Source organism: Streptomyces sp. NPDC111507, assembly GCF_055638955.1.
In genome coordinates, this window is the sequence record NZ_JBVKBU010000040.1 from 1 (window position 1) to 16,207 (window position 16,207).

General features: G+C 68.3%; 13 protein-coding genes and 3 pseudogenes. 10 read left to right on the plus strand and 6 right to left on the minus strand.

Going from position 1 to position 16,207, the window contains the following annotated elements; all coding sequences use genetic code 11:
• The first annotated feature begins 213 nt into the window (after positions 1-213).
• Positions 214-1,092 carry a ParB/RepB/Spo0J family partition protein gene (locus ACZ7M2_RS51995; RefSeq protein ID WP_471601301.1) on the plus strand — a complete coding sequence of 293 codons (879 nt, stop codon included), beginning with the start codon at positions 214-216 and terminating at the stop codon, positions 1,090-1,092.
• A gap of 19 nt (positions 1,093-1,111) precedes the next feature.
• Here the strand turns inward: ACZ7M2_RS51995 and ACZ7M2_RS52000 are convergent.
• Positions 1,112-1,812 (minus strand): annotated as a pseudogene (locus ACZ7M2_RS52000) (IS5 family transposase); the annotation flags it as partial.
• Between ACZ7M2_RS52000 and ACZ7M2_RS52005 the strand changes: the two are divergent.
• Entirely contained in the window at positions 1,784-2,143 is a 360-nt protein-coding gene (locus ACZ7M2_RS52005) for a hypothetical protein (RefSeq protein ID WP_471601302.1), read from the plus strand. The pseudogene ACZ7M2_RS52000 and the gene ACZ7M2_RS52005 sit on opposite strands and share 29 nt — an antisense overlap.
• Before the next feature lie 206 nt (positions 2,144-2,349).
• Positions 2,350-3,498, plus strand: coding sequence for a hypothetical protein (locus tag ACZ7M2_RS52010; RefSeq protein WP_471601303.1), 1,149 nt, complete (start codon positions 2,350-2,352; stop codon positions 3,496-3,498).
• A gap of 525 nt (positions 3,499-4,023) precedes the next feature.
• Here ACZ7M2_RS52010 and ACZ7M2_RS52015 read toward each other — a convergent pair.
• Positions 4,024-4,920: a helix-turn-helix domain-containing protein gene (locus ACZ7M2_RS52015; RefSeq protein WP_471601304.1), complete on the minus strand. Its 897-nt coding sequence runs from the start codon at positions 4,918-4,920 to the stop codon at positions 4,024-4,026.
• Positions 4,921-5,018: 98 nt separating this feature from the next.
• A complete protein-coding gene (locus tag ACZ7M2_RS52020) occupies positions 5,019-6,077 on the minus strand; it encodes an alpha/beta hydrolase (RefSeq protein ID WP_352054164.1) in 1,059 nt (352 codons plus the stop codon).
• An 805-nt stretch (positions 6,078-6,882) separates the two neighbouring features.
• Here ACZ7M2_RS52020 and ACZ7M2_RS52025 point away from each other — a divergent pair.
• The 3 genes and pseudogenes from ACZ7M2_RS52025 to ACZ7M2_RS52035 all read left to right on the plus strand — a co-directional run.
• Positions 6,883-7,116 (plus strand): annotated as a pseudogene (locus tag ACZ7M2_RS52025) (carboxylesterase family protein); the annotation flags it as partial.
• A gap of 110 nt (positions 7,117-7,226) precedes the next feature.
• The gene (locus ACZ7M2_RS52030; RefSeq protein WP_471601305.1) at positions 7,227-8,309 is read left to right on the plus strand and encodes a carboxylesterase family protein; all 1,083 of its coding nucleotides are present in this window, start codon (positions 7,227-7,229) and stop codon (positions 8,307-8,309) included.
• Positions 8,310-8,362: 53 nt separating this feature from the next.
• Entirely contained in the window at positions 8,363-9,385 is a 1,023-nt protein-coding gene (locus ACZ7M2_RS52035) for an alcohol dehydrogenase catalytic domain-containing protein (protein WP_471601306.1), read from the plus strand.
• Positions 9,386-9,585: 200 nt separating this feature from the next.
• Here the strand turns inward: ACZ7M2_RS52035 and ACZ7M2_RS52040 are convergent, their stop codons facing one another.
• Both ACZ7M2_RS52040 and ACZ7M2_RS52045 read right to left on the minus strand, forming a co-directional pair.
• Positions 9,586-10,698: an alkene reductase gene (locus ACZ7M2_RS52040; protein WP_471601307.1), complete on the minus strand. Its 1,113-nt coding sequence runs from the start codon at positions 10,696-10,698 to the stop codon at positions 9,586-9,588.
• Positions 10,699-11,106: 408 nt separating this feature from the next.
• Positions 11,107-12,453 (minus strand): aldehyde dehydrogenase family protein, encoded by a 1,347-nt coding sequence (locus tag ACZ7M2_RS52045; protein ID WP_471601308.1) that lies wholly within the window; start codon positions 12,451-12,453, stop codon positions 11,107-11,109.
• Between the two features lie 174 nt (positions 12,454-12,627).
• On the opposite strand from ACZ7M2_RS52045, the gene ACZ7M2_RS52050 reads away from it, so the two are divergent.
• Positions 12,628-13,548 carry a helix-turn-helix transcriptional regulator gene (locus ACZ7M2_RS52050; protein WP_471601309.1) on the plus strand — a complete coding sequence of 307 codons (921 nt, stop codon included), beginning with the start codon at positions 12,628-12,630 and terminating at the stop codon, positions 13,546-13,548.
• Between the two features lie 169 nt (positions 13,549-13,717).
• Positions 13,718-13,855, plus strand: a pseudogene (locus ACZ7M2_RS52055) (IS5/IS1182 family transposase); the annotation flags it as partial.
• 177 nt (positions 13,856-14,032) lie between these two features.
• On the opposite strand, the gene ACZ7M2_RS52060 reads toward ACZ7M2_RS52055, so the two are convergent.
• Positions 14,033-14,863, minus strand: a complete 831-nt coding sequence (locus ACZ7M2_RS52060) for a helix-turn-helix domain-containing protein (protein ID WP_471601310.1) — start codon at positions 14,861-14,863, stop codon at positions 14,033-14,035.
• A gap of 233 nt (positions 14,864-15,096) precedes the next feature.
• Between ACZ7M2_RS52060 and ACZ7M2_RS52065 the strand changes: the two genes are divergently transcribed.
• Both ACZ7M2_RS52065 and ACZ7M2_RS52070 read left to right on the plus strand, forming a co-directional pair.
• The gene (locus ACZ7M2_RS52065) at positions 15,097-15,492 is read left to right on the plus strand and encodes an MmcQ/YjbR family DNA-binding protein (protein ID WP_471601311.1); all 396 of its coding nucleotides are present in this window, start codon (positions 15,097-15,099) and stop codon (positions 15,490-15,492) included.
• Positions 15,493-15,678: 186 nt separating this feature from the next.
• The gene (locus ACZ7M2_RS52070; protein ID WP_471601312.1) at positions 15,679-15,852 is read left to right on the plus strand and encodes an MmcQ/YjbR family DNA-binding protein; all 174 of its coding nucleotides are present in this window, start codon (positions 15,679-15,681) and stop codon (positions 15,850-15,852) included.
• Positions 15,853-16,207: the final 355 nt, after the last annotated feature.

Consider the following 16,207-nt stretch of genomic DNA (forward strand, 5'->3'; position numbering starts at 1 on the left):
GGAAGGTGCAGGTAGCCGAACGAGATCAGGCGGATCGGGTGCACGAAGATGCCTCCAGGTACGTGGTGAAGACGGGAACGACGGAGCGTCGCGCCCGGCCGGGAAGGTCGGGCGCGACGCTCGGGGGTGGGTGCTACTGGGTGGGGCGGGTCAGCGGGTAGCGAGGGCGACACCGTCGCGTCGGTTCGTGAGGTCGGCGTCATCCTGCCGATCGTGGTTGGCACGGTTGACGCCTGTGTCCGGAGTGGGCCAGACCGCGCCGGCGATCTGGATGCGGGCACTCAGTACGTTGTCGTCGATGGTCACAGGCGTCTTGAGTCGGCCCGTCGCGTCGGGCTGGCGACCATCCCGGTGCGGGTCGATGACGCTCGGCTGAGTAATGACGAGAAGCTTCTGGAGTCCGCGTTCATCGCGAACTACCACCGGGAGGGGATGACCGACCTCGAGGAAGCCAACGCTCTCAAGCAACTGGTTGACTACTACGGCGGCTCGCAGACCAAGGCGTGCAAGCGGCTGTCGATGTCCGCGTCCACGCTCTCTAGCAAGCTGTCTCTCCTGAAGCTCTCACCTGAGTTGCAGAAGGAGTTGATGACGGGCGAGCGCAAAGCCGAGCATGTCCGCAATCTGAGCAAGCTGTCCCCGGAAGCTCAGAAGGCGAAGGCTGACGAGCGGGCGGCAGCCTCACGGCAGAGGGCGCAGGCCCGTCACAAGCCCGCTGCTGAACCAGCGGATTTTCACGGCGTGAATAATCACGGATCGGTAACGGCCGACGAGAAGCGCGGTCCATCAGCCGCAGCCGACGGTCAGGGACGCCCGAAAGAGTCCATTCCCGAGCCGCGAGAAGCCATCTCTGGTGACGACCCTGAGGGGCGGTCACCAAAGATGTTCCCGTACCACGACGGCGTCGAAGCAGCGACGCTGATCTTGTTCAAGATGTCGCCGGAAGAACGCGACAAGGTGTGCGACGCGCTCCTCCGTGATCGTGAGAAGCGCACAGTGGACGCATCCCGACTGGGGTACGCGACACTCGCATCAAGCCTCTGCAACGCAAAAGGGCCCGGATTCTGGGACGGCAGGATCCGGGCCCTTTAGGACCTGTGCGGAGTTGTGATCAAGGTTCTGATCCGAGGTGTCGGATCCAGAGGAGACCGGCACATAATTCGAGTCCGGCCTGGTAGCTTTCAGGCTTTTTGTCGTAGCGGACAGCGAGACCGCGCCAGTCCTTGATCTTGTTGATGGTGCGCTCGACGCTGTTGCGGAGCTTGTACAGCTGCTTGTCCCAGTTGACGGGCCGTCCGCCGCGTGAGCCGCGGTTCTTGCGGTGGGCGGCCTGATCCTTCTTCTCGGGGATGACCGCTTTGATCTCACGTTTGCGCAGGTGGAAACGGTTCTGGCGGGACGAGTACGCCTTATCGCCCGCGACTGCGTCGGGCCGGGTGCGGGGCCGGCCGACCGGGCCGGGGACGCGGATCTTGTTCAGGACGGGGATGAACTGCGGACTGTCTCCGGCTTGCCCCGCAGTGATCCTGAGCGAGAGGGGCAGGCATTGCGGCACACAGGACAGGTGCGTCTTGGTGGTCAGTCCGCCGCGGGAACGTCCCAGGTCAGCAGCGGCGAGTCGGGCCCTGCGGCGACGCCTCACGCGTCGTCGTTCTTCCCGCTCCGGGTCCAGTTGCCCGTCTTGGTCCTGGCCGGCGCCCCTTTTTCCGCGGCGGCCTTCTCCAGCGCGTTCAGGATCTCGGGCTCCACGATCATCCCGGCAGCATCATGATGGGCCCGGACCGTGGTCGAGTCCACGCTGACCAGCGACAAGATCACGGCGATCGGGCACTACGTGCGGGATGAGCTGGGGCCGTGGCTTGCGCAACTGGCCTCCGCGGACGGGGATTTCGCGACCTTTGGCTGGGCGGCGTACCACCGGACCGACGGCCGTCGGCGGACCCGCAAGACGATCCAAGCCGTGATCGATCTGACGGCGTTCTGCGCGGTGCCGCTGGCGGCACTGGTGGTGTTCTGGGCGAGCGGGGACGGGAGCGGGTTGCTCGTCGCCCTGTCGGTGCTGGAGGCGCTCGCGGTGGTCGGGTTCAGGGTGCAGGTGCTGGTGTACACGAGGCCGGCGAGGTCGGCACGAACGCCCGGCTGACGCCTGCTGCTCCGGCGGGGTGGATGCTGCTGTCGCTTCGGGGCCGTGCGTGCGCGTGCGGTTTGCCACCTACGACTGATCAGGCGAGATCTCTCGGTTGCCGGGCGTGGCACCCTCCCGAGGATTAATCCGATATGAATCATTTCTGTCGGTATTTCGATACTGCTTACGGGAACGACACTCGCGATCCGCCCGAAGGAGCCCCGATGCGTCTGAGTATCTCTCGTATCGCCCCCGTCCTCATGGGACTCACCCCCGTTTTTGGCGTCGTTGCGCTGCCCGCTACCGCACAAGCCGCCACACCGGGTCCGGACGTACTCGGCGTGGCGCAGTCGGCTACTGCGCCTGCCAAACCCGTGCTCGGCGCTCCCTCCGCCGAGGCGAGCAGAACCACCCGTGACACCAGACGGGCGCTGACCGTGAACGTGACCAGCTGCAGCGAGAGCGACCTGCAAGCCGCGATCGGCGCCGTCGCCACAGTGGGCGGAACGGTCAACCTCAGGCCCGGCTGCACCTACACCCTCACCGACGCCGTACCGCCCAACGACGACAACGGACTGCCCGTCATCATGAGCAACGTCACGATCAACGGAAGCGGCGACACCATCACACGAGCCGCAACCGCGGCCAATTTCCGCTTCTTCGAAGTCGACGGTCCCAATGGAAACCTCACTCTCAACATCCTGACCCTCAGCAACGGCCATGCGTCCTCCGGCCTCGGCAACGGCCGGGGCGGTGCCGTCTGGCTCAGCGGCGGCGGTCCCGCACTGACGCTGAATGACGCCAACCTCATCTCCAACACCGCGGACAGCTTCGGTGGGGCCATCGACAACGACAACGGCGCGGTGAGCGTCAACAGGAGCACGCTCCGCAACAACACGGGGAGTGCTGGCGGGGCGGTGTTCGTCAGCCCGTTCGGGGGTTCCGGCACGGCGACCTTCGCCGCAAGCACGATCACCGGCAACCACGCAAGGATCCTGGCCGGCGGGATCGCCGCCGCCGTCGGCACCACGACAACGCTGACCAGCACCCAAGTCGCTGGCAACGACGTCACCGGCACCAACCCGCAGGGCGGCGGCATCGCGCAAGCCGGAACCATGACGATGACGGGGGGCACGGTCACCGGCAACACCGCCAACGGTACGAACTCCCGCGGCGGCGGCATCTTCAATACGGGCGGCGGCACGGTGATTCTCACCCGTAACCCGGTGACCAACAACCGGGCGCTGGGAACGGGTGCAACCGGTGGCGGCATCTTCAACGCCAGCGGCACGGTGACGCTGGTCGCCAGTCCTGTCCTCGGCAACCAGCCCAACAACTGTGGCAGCCCCAGCACCGTACCCGGCTGCTCCTAGTAGCCAGTTGTGCGTCAGGCTGCCCACGTCGCGAACTTGCCCCGGTCGGGATTCGGGATGCCTGCGGCAGCCACCGCGGCAGCGGGGTGGCGCATGGCGGTGACGGGAACAGCCCCGGGCTCGGTGTGGGGTGCCCAGACCATGCGCCAGGTGTCGTCCCACTCGCATCCGCATTCGTGGTCAGGGTGAGGGTGCCGTAAGAACACGCCCCACGTCAGGACTGCGCGCGGGATGCGGGGGATGAGTACTGCGGGGTCGCCGCCCGGGTACAGGCACTGGCGAAGTGTCGGTATTCCAAACCTGCGGTATTCATGTGCCCCCGGTGTTCACGCACGACATGGCACAGGCGCGGACGTCCCTGGAGGTGTTGGCTTCACTGGAGCGGACATCGTGCTCTCCGGTCACGGTGATCCGCTGCGCGGCGCCGTCGCCGATGCCGCGGGGCAAGCCCGACCCCCTCCTGACCCGGCGAAACCGTCTGTCAGCGGCTCGTCAGACACCGCAACCACCATGCGGCAGTCCCTGTCATGATCCGTTTCGTCTGGTGGTGACGTCGTTGGTAGTCGCTGATTGCTGGATCCACGAGCTGAGGATCCGCAGTTTCTCTTCGCTGGGGGAGCCGGGGGCGGGTGACCAGACAGTGATGTGCTGGTCAGGGTCTCCGCTCCAGTAGAAGCTGTCCCAGTCGAGGGTGAGTTCGCCGAGTTCCGGGTGGTGGATGGTCTTGCTGCCGAAGTTCTGGCTGGCGACATGGCGGCTCGCCCACCACTGCCGGAAGAGGGGATAGCCGACCGAGAGTTCGCCGACCAGGTTCGCGAGCCGTGGGTCGCTGGGGTTGTCGACGACCTGCATGCGCAAGAGCGCGACGCCGGTGCGGGCCATGCCCTCCCAGTCGTCATAGAAGTCCTTCATGCGAGGGTCGGCGAACAGCATGCGGACGTAGTTGCGCTCGTGCGGGGCCATCTTGTCGATGTCGATGAGCAGCGCCGCGGCGAGCGGGTTCCAGGCGATGAAGTCGAGGTACTTCCCCACCACGAACGCGGGAGTGAGCGTCAGCTGGTCCAGGAGCCGCTGAATCTGCGGCCGTACCGGCGCCGGCCGACGCCTGGGTGAGGTGCGTCGATCGGCCTGTCGGGCGAGCCCTTCGACGTAGGCGCGCTCAACCGGTGTGAGGCGCAGCGTGTGCGCGAGGGCGTCGAGTACCGGCGGGGAGGGTGCCAGACGTCCCTGCTCGATGCGGCTGTAGTAGTCATGGCTGATCGCGGCCTGCGCAGCGACTTCTTGCCGCCGCAGGCCGCTCACGCGCCGCGTGCCAGGGTCTCCCGGCGGCAGGCCGAGCGCGGTCGGGCTGAGTTCGCTGCGGCGGGCCTTCAGGAACTGGCCGAGCTCCTCCAGATGCGGGTTCTTCGCGCTCACGCTCACGTCTTTCATTGTCACGCCTGCACAGAACCGCGCCCAGGGCAGAAGGACCCGGGCGCGGCTCTGGCAGAACGAAGTCGGATGGGGCTTGTGGCGAGCGCCTAGACCAGGTGGGTGCGCAAGAACCGCGTCACGTTCGCGACGGCGTTGTCCATCTGCGCGGGCGAGTCGTAGTAGTCGTAGTGGGTTCCGTCAGCCCACACGAGTTCCTTCTCGCCCTGGACGCTGTCGTAGAGCCTCTTCGCGTGGTCCGGGAAGGCGGAGCCGTCGGAGTGGACCACCATCGTCGGCGTTGTGATCTTCGGGGCCTGGCTGAGCGCGTCGAGGGAGATCCAGCTGTCCCAGGACGTGACGTCGAATTCGTTCTTGTACTCGGGGACGTTTCCTCGTGCCGGGTTGGTGTAGTAGTCGTATGCACCGGGCGTCGGGTTGTAGTTGGCGGCCCGCCGGTCGGTTTCGCTGTACACCGGGATGATCGTCGCTTCGCCCGTCCGCTCGAACGTGCGGCGGCCGGCGTCCGCGTCCGCGAGACGCTGGGCGATCCCGTCCTCGCCGTAGGTCAGCTTGAACGTGTCCTCGTCGGTCAGGAAGGCGGCGATCGTCGCGAAGCCCTTCACGCGCGGGTCCTGCGCGGAGAGGTAGGCGCCGTTGCTGGCCGAGGTGCACACACCGACCATGCCCACGGCATCCACGTACGGCTGCTCGCTGAGGTACGTGACGGCGGCCTGAAGATCGCTCAGCTTCTCGGCCGGAGACTCGAACTGACGCGGCTCGCCGGCGCTCTCTCCGTAGTGGGCGTAGTCGAAGGCCAGCGCGACAAAGCCCTGCTTGGCGAACCTCTGCGCGTAGGCGTTGGGCATCTGCTCCTTCACGGATGTGAGCGATCCCTGCACGATGAGCGCCTGGTAGTGCCCGCTCTCGTCGAAGCCTTCGGGGGTGAACAGGTCACCCACCAGAGTCAGACCCTCACGATCGAAGCTGATCTTGCGGTTCACGGTTGTTTGCGCCTTCGAGTTGTCGGCATCGGTGGACTTGGAGCTGGTGGTCGCCATCGCGGCGGGGGTGAGTGCGGCGCCTACCGCGACCGCGCCTGCGGCGCCGATCAGGCCCCGCCGCGTAACACGGGACCTGGGGCGATGGGGCGCGGGGGGAACGGTCATGGGGCGTCCTTACCTGCCTTACTTTGTGAGGTCGTAACGGGGATCACGGCGCCGCGGAAGCGTCGTTGATCTTGCGCTCCCGCTCGTACGCCTCCGCGAGCGACACCGCTGTACGCAGCGACACCACGAGCGTCCGCCTTGCCGCCGAAACGGACAATGGGAAGGAATTTTCCTAGGCAGCGCAGCGACGGTGCACACGGAGGCAGCGCAGCGACGGTGCACACGGAACACCGCCTCTTCACCAATGGGTGGAGTGCAGGCCGAAGACGGGGATGTAGGTCGAGATGGACGGCTTCCGCTGCCTGGCCTTCATCCGCTCGCGACAAGGCGTACAGCTCTCACCGCAGCGGGTGCTGTCCTGTCTGCGCGAAGACGCCGGATCAAGAAGGAGAGACCGACCTCTTGCGGTGAACCAGCGCCGGCGCCCGCGCTCCGGTGCGGGCCCTCGTCCTCTGCCACCGCGCCGTACGGGCCCTTCCCGGCAGCGGCTATCCCGCACGACAGAAGGCTCACCCGGCGTTACGAGGTTCACGGCACCGGCCGGTACGGCATCGATCTGCCGCTTCACCCGGAGGAGGTCGAGCTGGCGCCGTTCGCCGACGATCCGGCCGTCGGCCACGTAGGAGAAGTTCATGGCCCGCACCGAAATCTTGTGGCCGAAGTGTCACCTGGTGACCACCAGGTGACCGCTGTCCTCCGGGCGATTTGCCGGAGTGCAGGGAATGCTTGGAGAGCGTCACCGCGAGCGAAGGCCGCCGATACGCCGTGTGAAGCACCTGAACCGCATCGGAAGGAATCTCACGCCATGACCGAGACCGCGCCCAAGGCTCCGACTGCACCAGGGGTGCGGTCCTGGTGGGGAATCCCGTACGCCACCGCCGAGCGGTACCGCCGCCCCGTGGTCGCGGACTTCGATCCGAGCCTCCCGTACGACCGGAAGGGCGTCGTCGCGATCCAGCCCGACAGCGGCGACTGGCTCGAAGCGGACAGCGGGATGGGCGAGGACTGCCTGAACCTGAACGTGTGGGCCCCCGAGCGGTCGGCCGACAAGGCGCTCCCGGTGACCGTTTACATCCACGGCGGCGGATCGCGAACACACAGATCACCTCGAACGCCGCCGGTCTCGCCGCGACGGGGCGCGTGGTGGGCGTGTCCATCAACTACCGGCTCGGCGCCCTGGGCCCGCTCTCGCTCTCGCAGTACGGCGGGAAGCTCGCCGAGGCCAGCAACCTCTTCCTCCAGGACATCATCGCCGCGCTCACCTGGGTCCAGCGGAACATCGCCCGCTTCGGCGGCGACCCCGACAACGTCACCGTCTACGGCCACAGCGGCGGCGCCTACTCCACCTTCGGGCTGCTCGGCGCCTCCTCTGCCGACGGCCTGTACCGGCGCTTGGCCGGGTTTTCCGGCGGGCCCGCCCGCAGCATCCCGGCCTGGTGGGCCGAGGAGCTCGCGCACCGGTTCGTCACTGAACTCGGCGTCGCGGACAACCCGGAGAAGCTGCTGGACCTCGACCCGCTCTCCCTGCGGGACGCCCTGCGCAAGGTCGTCCCGACGGACCTCGGAGTCCGCGGCGGGGTGGACAACAAGGCCACCGGCGTCGTCCTGGACATCGGGCAGCCCGGCGCGGTGGTGCACGCCCACCCCATGGACGTCCTCGCCTCGGGCGCGCACCGCGACGTCGACATCATGCTGAGCATGGCCAGCGACGACATGGGCTGGTGGGTGACGAACGATCTCGACCGGTTCGACCCGGGCACCGTCGACCGCGTCGTCGACGAGGTCGCGGGGTGGCGTATCTCCCGCTCCCGCGCGCAGAAGATCGTCGACGCCTACGACCGGGACGGCCGTACCCCGGCCGAGGTCCGCGCCGCGGTCATGGCGGACTACCTCTTCGCGATCCCCGCGGCTCGCGGTGCTCTGGCCCACGCCGCCGCCGGCGGCAACGCCCACCTCCTCCTGATCGGCCCCGCCGAGGGCGCGCCCGCCGTGCACGGCACCGAGATGTACGCCCTGGTCGGTCAGGAAAGGCCGGGTCGTAGCGAGGAGCAGGCCAGCCGTGACACGCGTATCCGCGACATCGTGCTCGACTTCGCCACCGGCGAGCACTCCCGTCTGTGGCCCGCGGTCACGGACAAGCCCACCTCGGAAACCGTCGGTAACTCTCCCTTTGAGGGCACCGCCCACTACCAGCAGGTCCTCGACCTGTGGGAAGGCATCGACCGCCCCTGACGGCCGGCGGGCGATACGGACAACGCAGGGGACAACGCGGAGAGGTACTCGACATGAGTCAACCGACAGCAGCCGGCGACGCCGCACCGGCGACGATGAGGGCCGTCGTTGTCACCCGGCCCGGCGGCCTGGAGGCGCTGGAGATCAAGGACTTCCCGGTGCCCGTCCGCAAGCCCGGCTGGGTGCGGATCAAGGTCAAGGCGTTCGGCGTCAACGAGTCCAAGGTCACCACCCGCAAGGGAGAGTCGGACGCGGAGGTCACCTATCCGCGGGTGCCCGGCATCGAGGGCGTCGGCGTGGTCGACGAGGCCGACCAGGACAGCGGTCTGCGGCCGGGACAGCAGGTGGCCACGATGATGGGCGGCATGGGCCGCGCCTACGACGGCGCGTACGCCCAGTACGTGACCGTACCCGCGGCACAGGTCATCCCGTTCGAGACCAGCCTGCCGTGGGACGTGGTCGGCGCGCTGCCGGAGATGTTCCAGACTGCCTACGGGTCCCTGACCCGCGGCCTGGACCTCAAGGCCGGGCAGACGCTGCTGATCCGCGGCGGCACCTCCACGGTCGGGCTGAGCGCGGCCACGATCGCGAAGGACCTCGGAGCGACCGTGCTGTCCACCACCCGCAGTGAGTCGAGGTCAGGGGAACTGACGGCCGCGGGCGTCGACCACCCCCTCGTCGACAGCGGGGCGATTGCCGACCAGGTGCGCGAGCTGATCCCGGACGGCGTCGACGCGGCCCTGGAACTGGTCGGCTGCTCGGTCCTCCCCGACACCCTGCGCACCGTCCGCCGGCACGGCACGGTCTGCTTCACCGGAGCCCTGGCGGGCCAGTGGACGATCCCCGACTTCAGTCCGTTCATGATCCCGGGCGGGGTGCGGCTGACCTCCTACGGCAGTGAGGCCGCCGATCTCCCGGCCGACGTCCTCGCCCACCAGCTCCAGGCCATCGCCGCCGGACGTCTCAACGCCCCGGTCGCGAAGGCCTACCACGGCCTGGAACAGGTCCGCGACGCCCAGGCCGACCTCGAATCCGGCGCCACGCCGGGCAAGCACGTCGTGGTCCTGGATGACTGAGACCCAGTCCCTTGAGACCCGGGCAACCGAGACCCCGGCAGCGCGACCATCCTGGAGTTGGAGAAGTCCGGGCCCGACGGTCCTCGGGCCGGTGATCGCCGGTGTGACCGCGGGCTCAAAAGGGCGGGCACAGTGTCGCCGGTCGGGCGCCTGTCCATGGGTGAGTGGGGCTGCCGCATGGACAGGCGTGACCGTGGGCGTCAAGCCGTTTCGAGGAAGGGGTAGTCGGTGTAGCCTTCGGCGCCTGGCCCGTAGAACAGTTCCGGTCGCGGCTCGTTCTCCGGGTGGCCGTCCTGCCAGCGCTCGACCAGGTCGGGGTTGGCGATGAGGGCCCGGCCCACGACCACGGCGTCGGCGTGGTCGGCCTCGATGTGCTGAAGGGCCTGCTCGCGGGTGGTCTGCCCCCCGAAGGGGCCGTTGTTGACGATCAGCTTGCCGTCGAAGCGCCGCCGCAGCTCCTGTACCAGGTCGCCGCCCGGCTCGATGTGCAGTACGGAGAGGTAGGCCAGGCTCAGCGGGCGCAGTTGGTCGAGCAGGGTGCCGTAGGTGGCCAGGACGTCGTCCCGGTCGGTCTCGAAGACGTCCCCGAGGTCGACCTCCGGCGAGATCCGCAGCCCGACCCGCTCGGCACCGACGGCCTGGGCGACCGCCGTGACGACCTCGACGACGAAGCGGGCGCGGTTCTGCGGCGAGCCGCCGTATCCATCGGTGCGCTGGTTGGCCGCCGGGGAGAGGAACTCCTGGAGCAGGTAGCCGTTGGCGCCGTGGATTTCCACGCCGTCCGCTCCCGCGTCGATGGCCCGGCGGGCCGCGGTGACGAAGTCCTCCAGGGCTGCCCGGATCTCTGCGGTGGTCATCGCTTCCGGTACGGGGTAGGGCTGCTCACCCTTCTCGGTGAACGTCTTATTGTCGATGGCGATCGCGCTGGGGGCGAGGATGCGGCGGCCGCCGTTGATGTCGGGGTGGGTGCCGCGGCCGGCGTGCATGATCTGCAGGACGATGCGGCCGCCCTCGGCGTGTACCGCCTCGAACACTCGTTGCCAGCCGGCCGCCTGCTCGTCGTTGGCGATGCCCGGCTCACCGACATACCCCTGCGACGCGTGGTCGGGGTAGGTGCCCTCGGTGGTGATCATTCCGACGCTCGCCCGCTGCCGGTAGTACTCGACCATCAGGTCCCCGGGAATGCCGGAGGAACCGGCCCGGACCCGGGTGATCGGTGCCATGACGATGCGGTTGGCGAGCTCGATCTTCCCGAGGGAGATGGGGGAGAAAAGCGATGGAACGGGAGAAACTTCTGAAATATTGACAGTCATGGGTTTCTTTCTTTCTGCAATACGGAGGAATACGGGATGAAGGTCTGCGACGCAGAGGGTGGTGTTGGCGGCGAACGCGGTGAGAGCCGCATGCCGTCGGCGTCGACGCCGGTCAAGCGCAACTGCCCGCAGGAGTAGGGCGTTCGCTCCTTGCGTACGATCAGCAGTCAGCCAGGTGACGAAGTCATGGGTGCCGCCGCCGGAGTCGGTACGGATCGGTGTCTGCAGGCCGTGCCGCGACCGACTACCTCGACGCACCCCCGCGAAGAGGACCGATACACGGCTTCACCCGGAACGCGATTGCGGCGGTGGCGGGAACGGCGATCTCAGCGATCCTCACTCCCACCGCCCTGAGGCACTTCCGCCGGCCGATCGCCCATCGGACAGCCTGCTTCACGAGGCGCGAGGCTAGCTGAGCGGGACGTCCGCAACACCCTTGAGGTGGCTGAACGTCTCCAGGGAATACCGGCCGTGGTACCGGCCCATGCCGCTCTCGCCCACGCCACCGAAAGGCAGGCCGGTCATGAGCAGTTGCATCACCGGCTGGCCCCAGGCGACGCCGCCGGAGGACGTCTCGTTCACCAGGCGCGACTTGGTGGCCTCGGACTCGGTGAAGGCGTAGAGCGCGAGGGGCTTGTCGCGTTCGTTGATGAAGGCGATAGCGGCATCGAGGTCTTCGACTTCGACGACGGCGATGATCGGACCGAAGATCTCCTCCTGCATGACTGGCGATGCGGGGTCGACATCGGTGAGCACGGTCGGTGCGATGAACAGGTCGTCACGGTCGTGCTGGCCTCCCACCGCCGCCTGGCCGGAGTCCAGCAGACGGGTGAGCCGGTCGAAGTGCCGCTCGTTGATGATCCGGCCGAAGTCGGCCGAGGTCTGCGGGCTGGTGCCGAACTGGGCATCGACCGCCGCACGGAGGGCGGGGACCAGTTCGGCGGCGGTGGCAGGATCGGCCAGGACGTAGTCGGGGGCTATGCACTGCTGCCCCGCGTTGCCGAACTTGGCGCCGACCAGCCGCTTCGCGGTCTCGTCCACGTCGGCGTCGGGTGCCACGAAGACCGGCGACTTGCCCCCGAGTTCGAGCGTGACCGGGGTGAGGTTCTTGGCGGCTGCAGCCATGACGATCCGGCCGACGGTGCCATTGCCGGTGTAGAAGATGTGGTCGAAACGCTGCGCCATGAGGGCCGTGGTCTCCTCGGCTCCCCCCTCGACCACGGTGAGCACGTCGGCGTCGAAGTACTTGCGCAGCAGGCGTGAAGCCACCGCCGAGGTGTGCACCGAGACCTCGCTCGGCTTGGCCACCACGGTGTTCCCGGCGGCCAGCGCGCCGATGATGGGGTCGATGAGAAGGTGCAGCGGGAAATTCCACGGAGCGATCACCAGGACGACCCCGAGCGGGTCGTACGTGGTGTAGGCCGTTGTCGTGGGACCGAAGTGGGCGGGAACCTCCACCGGGCGAGGCTGAAGCCAGCTCTCGAGATTCGCCAGCGTCTCGTCGATGTCGGCGACGGTGAAGTCGATCTCCTGCGTCTTCGCCTCGGCGGGGTTCTTCCTCAGATCCGCCCAGAGCGCTTCGATCAGTTCCTGCTCGTTCTCGACCAGCAGGGCCCGCAGCCGCTGCAGCTGGTCGATGCGCCAGTCCAGTGGGCGGGTGACGCCGGTGTTGAACGTCGCACGAAGGCGGCCGACCACCTCCGCGGCCGTGTCGCTCTGGCGCGTCCTCGACTTGGTCCCCTGTGTTGCGGTCATGGGGTGTGCTCCGTTCTTGATGCAAGCCACGCCCCGGCTGCCTTCCAGCCGGGCATGGTCCCCAGCGTGCTGGACGATCCGGTATTCACCCAGGTCACGGCTTTGTGTACATCCGCTGTGCCTACCACTGGCTGGTGCAGGCTGGTGTGCGTCCGACCGTGGATACTCGGAGGCATGGACGAATACCCCCAACCGGTGCACGAGGCCGCCGACGGCGCTCTGGACCCGCGTGCCGAGCTCAGTGAGTTCCTGCGCACCCGGCGGGCCCGGCTGAAGCCGGAGGACGTGGGCCTGCCGGACTTCGGGCGGCACCGGCGGGTGCCGGGGCTGCGCCGCGAGGAGCTGGCGCAGCTGGCCGGGGTGTCGGTGGGGTACTACACGCGCCTGGAGCAGGGCAACGGGCAGTACGTGTCGGCGGAGGTCCTCGACGCCATCGCCCGCGCGCTCAGGCTGAGCGACGCCGAGCACGCCCACCTCACACACCTGGCGAAGCCGAAACAGCAGAAGAAGCCGGCCGGCCGCACCCAGCAGGTGCGGGGCCCCCTGCGGACGCTGCTGGACACCATGGAAGGCGGCCCGGCGATCCTCGTGGGGCGGCGCTCGGACATCCTCGCCTGGAACCGGATGGCCGCGGCGGTCTTCGGTGACTGGGCCGAGCTGCCCGCGCACGAGCGGAACTGGGCGCGGCTGGTGTTCCTCAGGCCCGAGTACCGCGACCTGTTCGTGGACTGGGAGCAAAAAGCGAACGACGTCGTCTCTCAGCTTCGCATGGACGCCGGCTCCCATCCCAACGACCCCCGGCTGTCCGCTCTGGTGGGCGAACTCTCCGTGAAGAGCGAGGAGTTCAGGCGGTTGTGGGCCGCCCACGACGTCAAGGACAAGTGTCACGGCATCCAGCGCCTGCACCACCCGCTCGTCGGCGAACTCGAACTCCGCCTCGAGTCGTTCCACCTGGCCGACGACCACGAACAGATGCTGGCGACGTACCACGCCGAACCCGGTTCCCCGTCCGCGGAGGCACTACGACTGCTGGCCAGCTGGGGCACCGACGCGACAAGGGCGGGAGCCGGGATGCCGCCGGCACGCACGGCTTGATGAACAGTTGATCATCGGTAGTTGGCTGCGCGCCACGCCCAGCGTCCTTTCGCACGCTGGACGCCTCCGGGGGCGGTGTCGGATTCAGGACGGCGCGGGCGTGCTGCGGGTAGGCAGTGGAAGAACGGCGGCGCCGCTGCGCAGAGCGTCGTCAGCCGTGCAGTCGGTCCTGGAGCGTGGAGATCTGACGGATGAGGAGTGGCACCGTCCGGAGCCGCACCCGCCCGTAAGTGGGCTCCGAGGAGAGCGGTGGGCTGTTCACCGGAGAGCGATCAACGCAGTTCTCTTCCGGGCGCGGGCGGGGATCCTGTAATTCGTCCGGGCAGATCGACTGGGACATGGTGGGTGCCGACTCGACACTCGCCCTGCGGACGAATACTGCAGCTCTCGAACACCGGCACTCCACCCGTGCTCCCATCGGGCCTTCAAGCAGATCGCGACGGGGGTCGCCTCCGACGGGCACGGGGCCTGCGCCGCGTTTCCGTTACACGTGAGCGCTCGCTGCGCGGGCGGCGAAGGCGGCCGGGGTGAGGCCGGTGCGGTCGCGGAAGAAGCGGCCGAAGTTTGCCGGGTCGGTGAAGCCGAGGTGAGCGGCCACGGCCCGGGCGTCCCACCGGGCATCTCCGAGCAGGCGCCGGGCTTCCAGGAGGCGCCGCTCGTCGATGAGTTCACGTACCCCCTTGCCGGTGGCGTTCCGGGCGGCACGGCTGAGGGTGCGGACCGAGCAGTCGAGCAGCTCGGCGTAGTCCGCGGCCTGGTGCAGCTCGCGAAAGTGCAGCTCCAAGGCGTCCAGAAAGCGTCCGTACCGGTCGGCGTGGCCCGTGCTGGCCGTAGTCGTGCTGGTGGGGGCGATGCCCGGGGAGTTGGCCAGGCGCAGCAGCACCGATTCGAGCAGGCTGCGGCGCAGGGCGTGGTGGATGTCGAGGGGGCGGCGTCCCAGTGCGCGGTGTTCGTCCAGGAGCTGGAGTGCCGTCTGCTGGAGCCAGGCGGTGTCGTCGGGGTGCGGTGTGAGCACGGCGGGGGCCTCGTGCGCGGTGAGCGGGGCCAGGAGACGGGCGAGGTCGGGCCTCAGCACGTCCGGTTCGAAGAGGATGAATGTGCCGCGGGCCGCGCCGGGCGGATGCCAGCACTGCGCGTGCCCGGGACGCACCCACAGCCACTGGCCGGGGGCGATGGTCCGCGTGACGTGGTCGACGTCGTGCAGCAGCTCGCCCTCGGTGACGGCGATGAGGTAGTGGAAGGTGGCACGGCCCGGACGGGGCGGGTTCCACGGCCAGTCGTCGTGCTGGTCGAAGAAGTCCTCGACGGTACTCACCTCAAGGCCGTAGGGAGTACCGACCGGGGGCTGGAAACCGTACAGCGGAACCGCAGTCGGTCCGGCCTGCCCGCTCGGCCCGGAGTGTCGCTTGTCGACCATCACGTGTCCGCAGTCTACCGCCCTCTTTGTCGGCTTCGAGGGAAGGATGAGACGTGCCGCCTCGACCGCGCGCGTGCCCTCCGCGTCCTTCGATGCCGCACCCCGTCACCACCTGAGGAAGGCAACGCCCCATGAACGGACCGGCCCTGCACAAGACCGCCGCCGACTGCGCGGAGGAACTCCCCGGGGCCCAGCTGGAGCACCCCTTCGGCCCCGACTGGGAGGTCTTCAAGGTGCGCGGCAAGGTGTTCATGCTGATGACCGAAGTCCCTGGGCGGCCCGTCGTGATCCTCAAGGCGGACCCCGGCGAGGCCCAGGCCCTGCGGGAGCAGTACAGCCACATCACCCCCGGCTACCACATGAACAAGAAGCACTGGATCACCCTGGAGAGCGGAGAAGGTGTCGACAAGGAGCTCGTCAGGGAGCTCGTCACCGACTCCTACCGGCTCGTCGTCGCCCACCTGCCCAAGGCCGAGTGGCCCGTCGACCCGCACACCTACGGCACCGGCACGCGGGCGGCCAGGTGAGCGCGGCCGGTGACCGGCTCCAGGACACCGCCCGCCAGGCGGCCCTGGCCCTCCCCGACGTCAGCCACGGCTACCCCTTCACCCCCAGACTCGACGTGTACAAGGTCGCGGGCAAGGTGTTCCTGATCGTCACCGACGACCCGGACGATCATCACGGTCAAGTGCGAACCCGAGCACGCGCGGGCACTGGAGCGCGGCTACGCCTCGATCACCCCCGGCCGCTATCTCGACAAGAGGCACTGGAGCTCACTGGGGCCGGGTCCCGGCATCACCGAGCGGCTGATCACCGACGCGGTCGAGAATTCCTACGACCTGGTCGCCGAGCGGCTGCCGCGACGCGACCGCCCCGGTGCCCGATGAGCGCTGCGAGCTTCCCCACGAGCGGCTGAGCCGACGCCTGTCAGTGCCCCGTGCACGGCTCGCCACGTCCCCATACTCAGCCAACTGGACCAAGGCGTGCGCACTGCCAGCGGCCGCGGCACGGTAATGAAGGTGGTGGGCCCATTGCAGCCGGTAGCGGTCCTGAGCAGCCATGGCGAGATTGTTCAGGTCGTCAGGCCGGGTGAGGTGGGCGTGGGCGGCATGCCAGAAGGACGCGGGTGGGCATACGAGATGACGGCTGGTGCGGCCATGTTGCTCCAGATAGTCAGCGAGCCGGAACATCGGCCCGCCCCCAGCAGCCGCTTTGCTGGACCCGGATCAGGCTGGTCCGGGG

Excerpts from the sequence above, each read along its gene's own strand:
- ACZ7M2_RS52010 (WP_471601303.1), top strand. The coding sequence starts at position 2,350 with ATGCGTCTGAGTATCTCTCGTATCGCCCCCGTCCTCATGGGACTCACC.
- ACZ7M2_RS52020 (WP_352054164.1), bottom strand. The coding sequence starts at position 6,077 with ATGACCGTTCCCCCCGCGCCCCATCGCCCCAGGTCCCGTGTTACGCGG.
- ACZ7M2_RS52035 (WP_471601306.1), top strand. The coding sequence starts at position 8,363 with ATGAGTCAACCGACAGCAGCCGGCGACGCCGCACCGGCGACGATGAGG.
- ACZ7M2_RS52040 (WP_471601307.1), bottom strand. The coding sequence starts at position 10,698 with ATGACTGTCAATATTTCAGAAGTTTCTCCCGTTCCATCGCTTTTCTCC.
- ACZ7M2_RS52045 (WP_471601308.1), bottom strand. The coding sequence starts at position 12,453 with ATGACCGCAACACAGGGGACCAAGTCGAGGACGCGCCAGAGCGACACG.
- ACZ7M2_RS52050 (WP_471601309.1), top strand. The coding sequence starts at position 12,628 with ATGGACGAATACCCCCAACCGGTGCACGAGGCCGCCGACGGCGCTCTG.
- ACZ7M2_RS52065 (WP_471601311.1), top strand. The coding sequence starts at position 15,097 with ATGAACGGACCGGCCCTGCACAAGACCGCCGCCGACTGCGCGGAGGAA.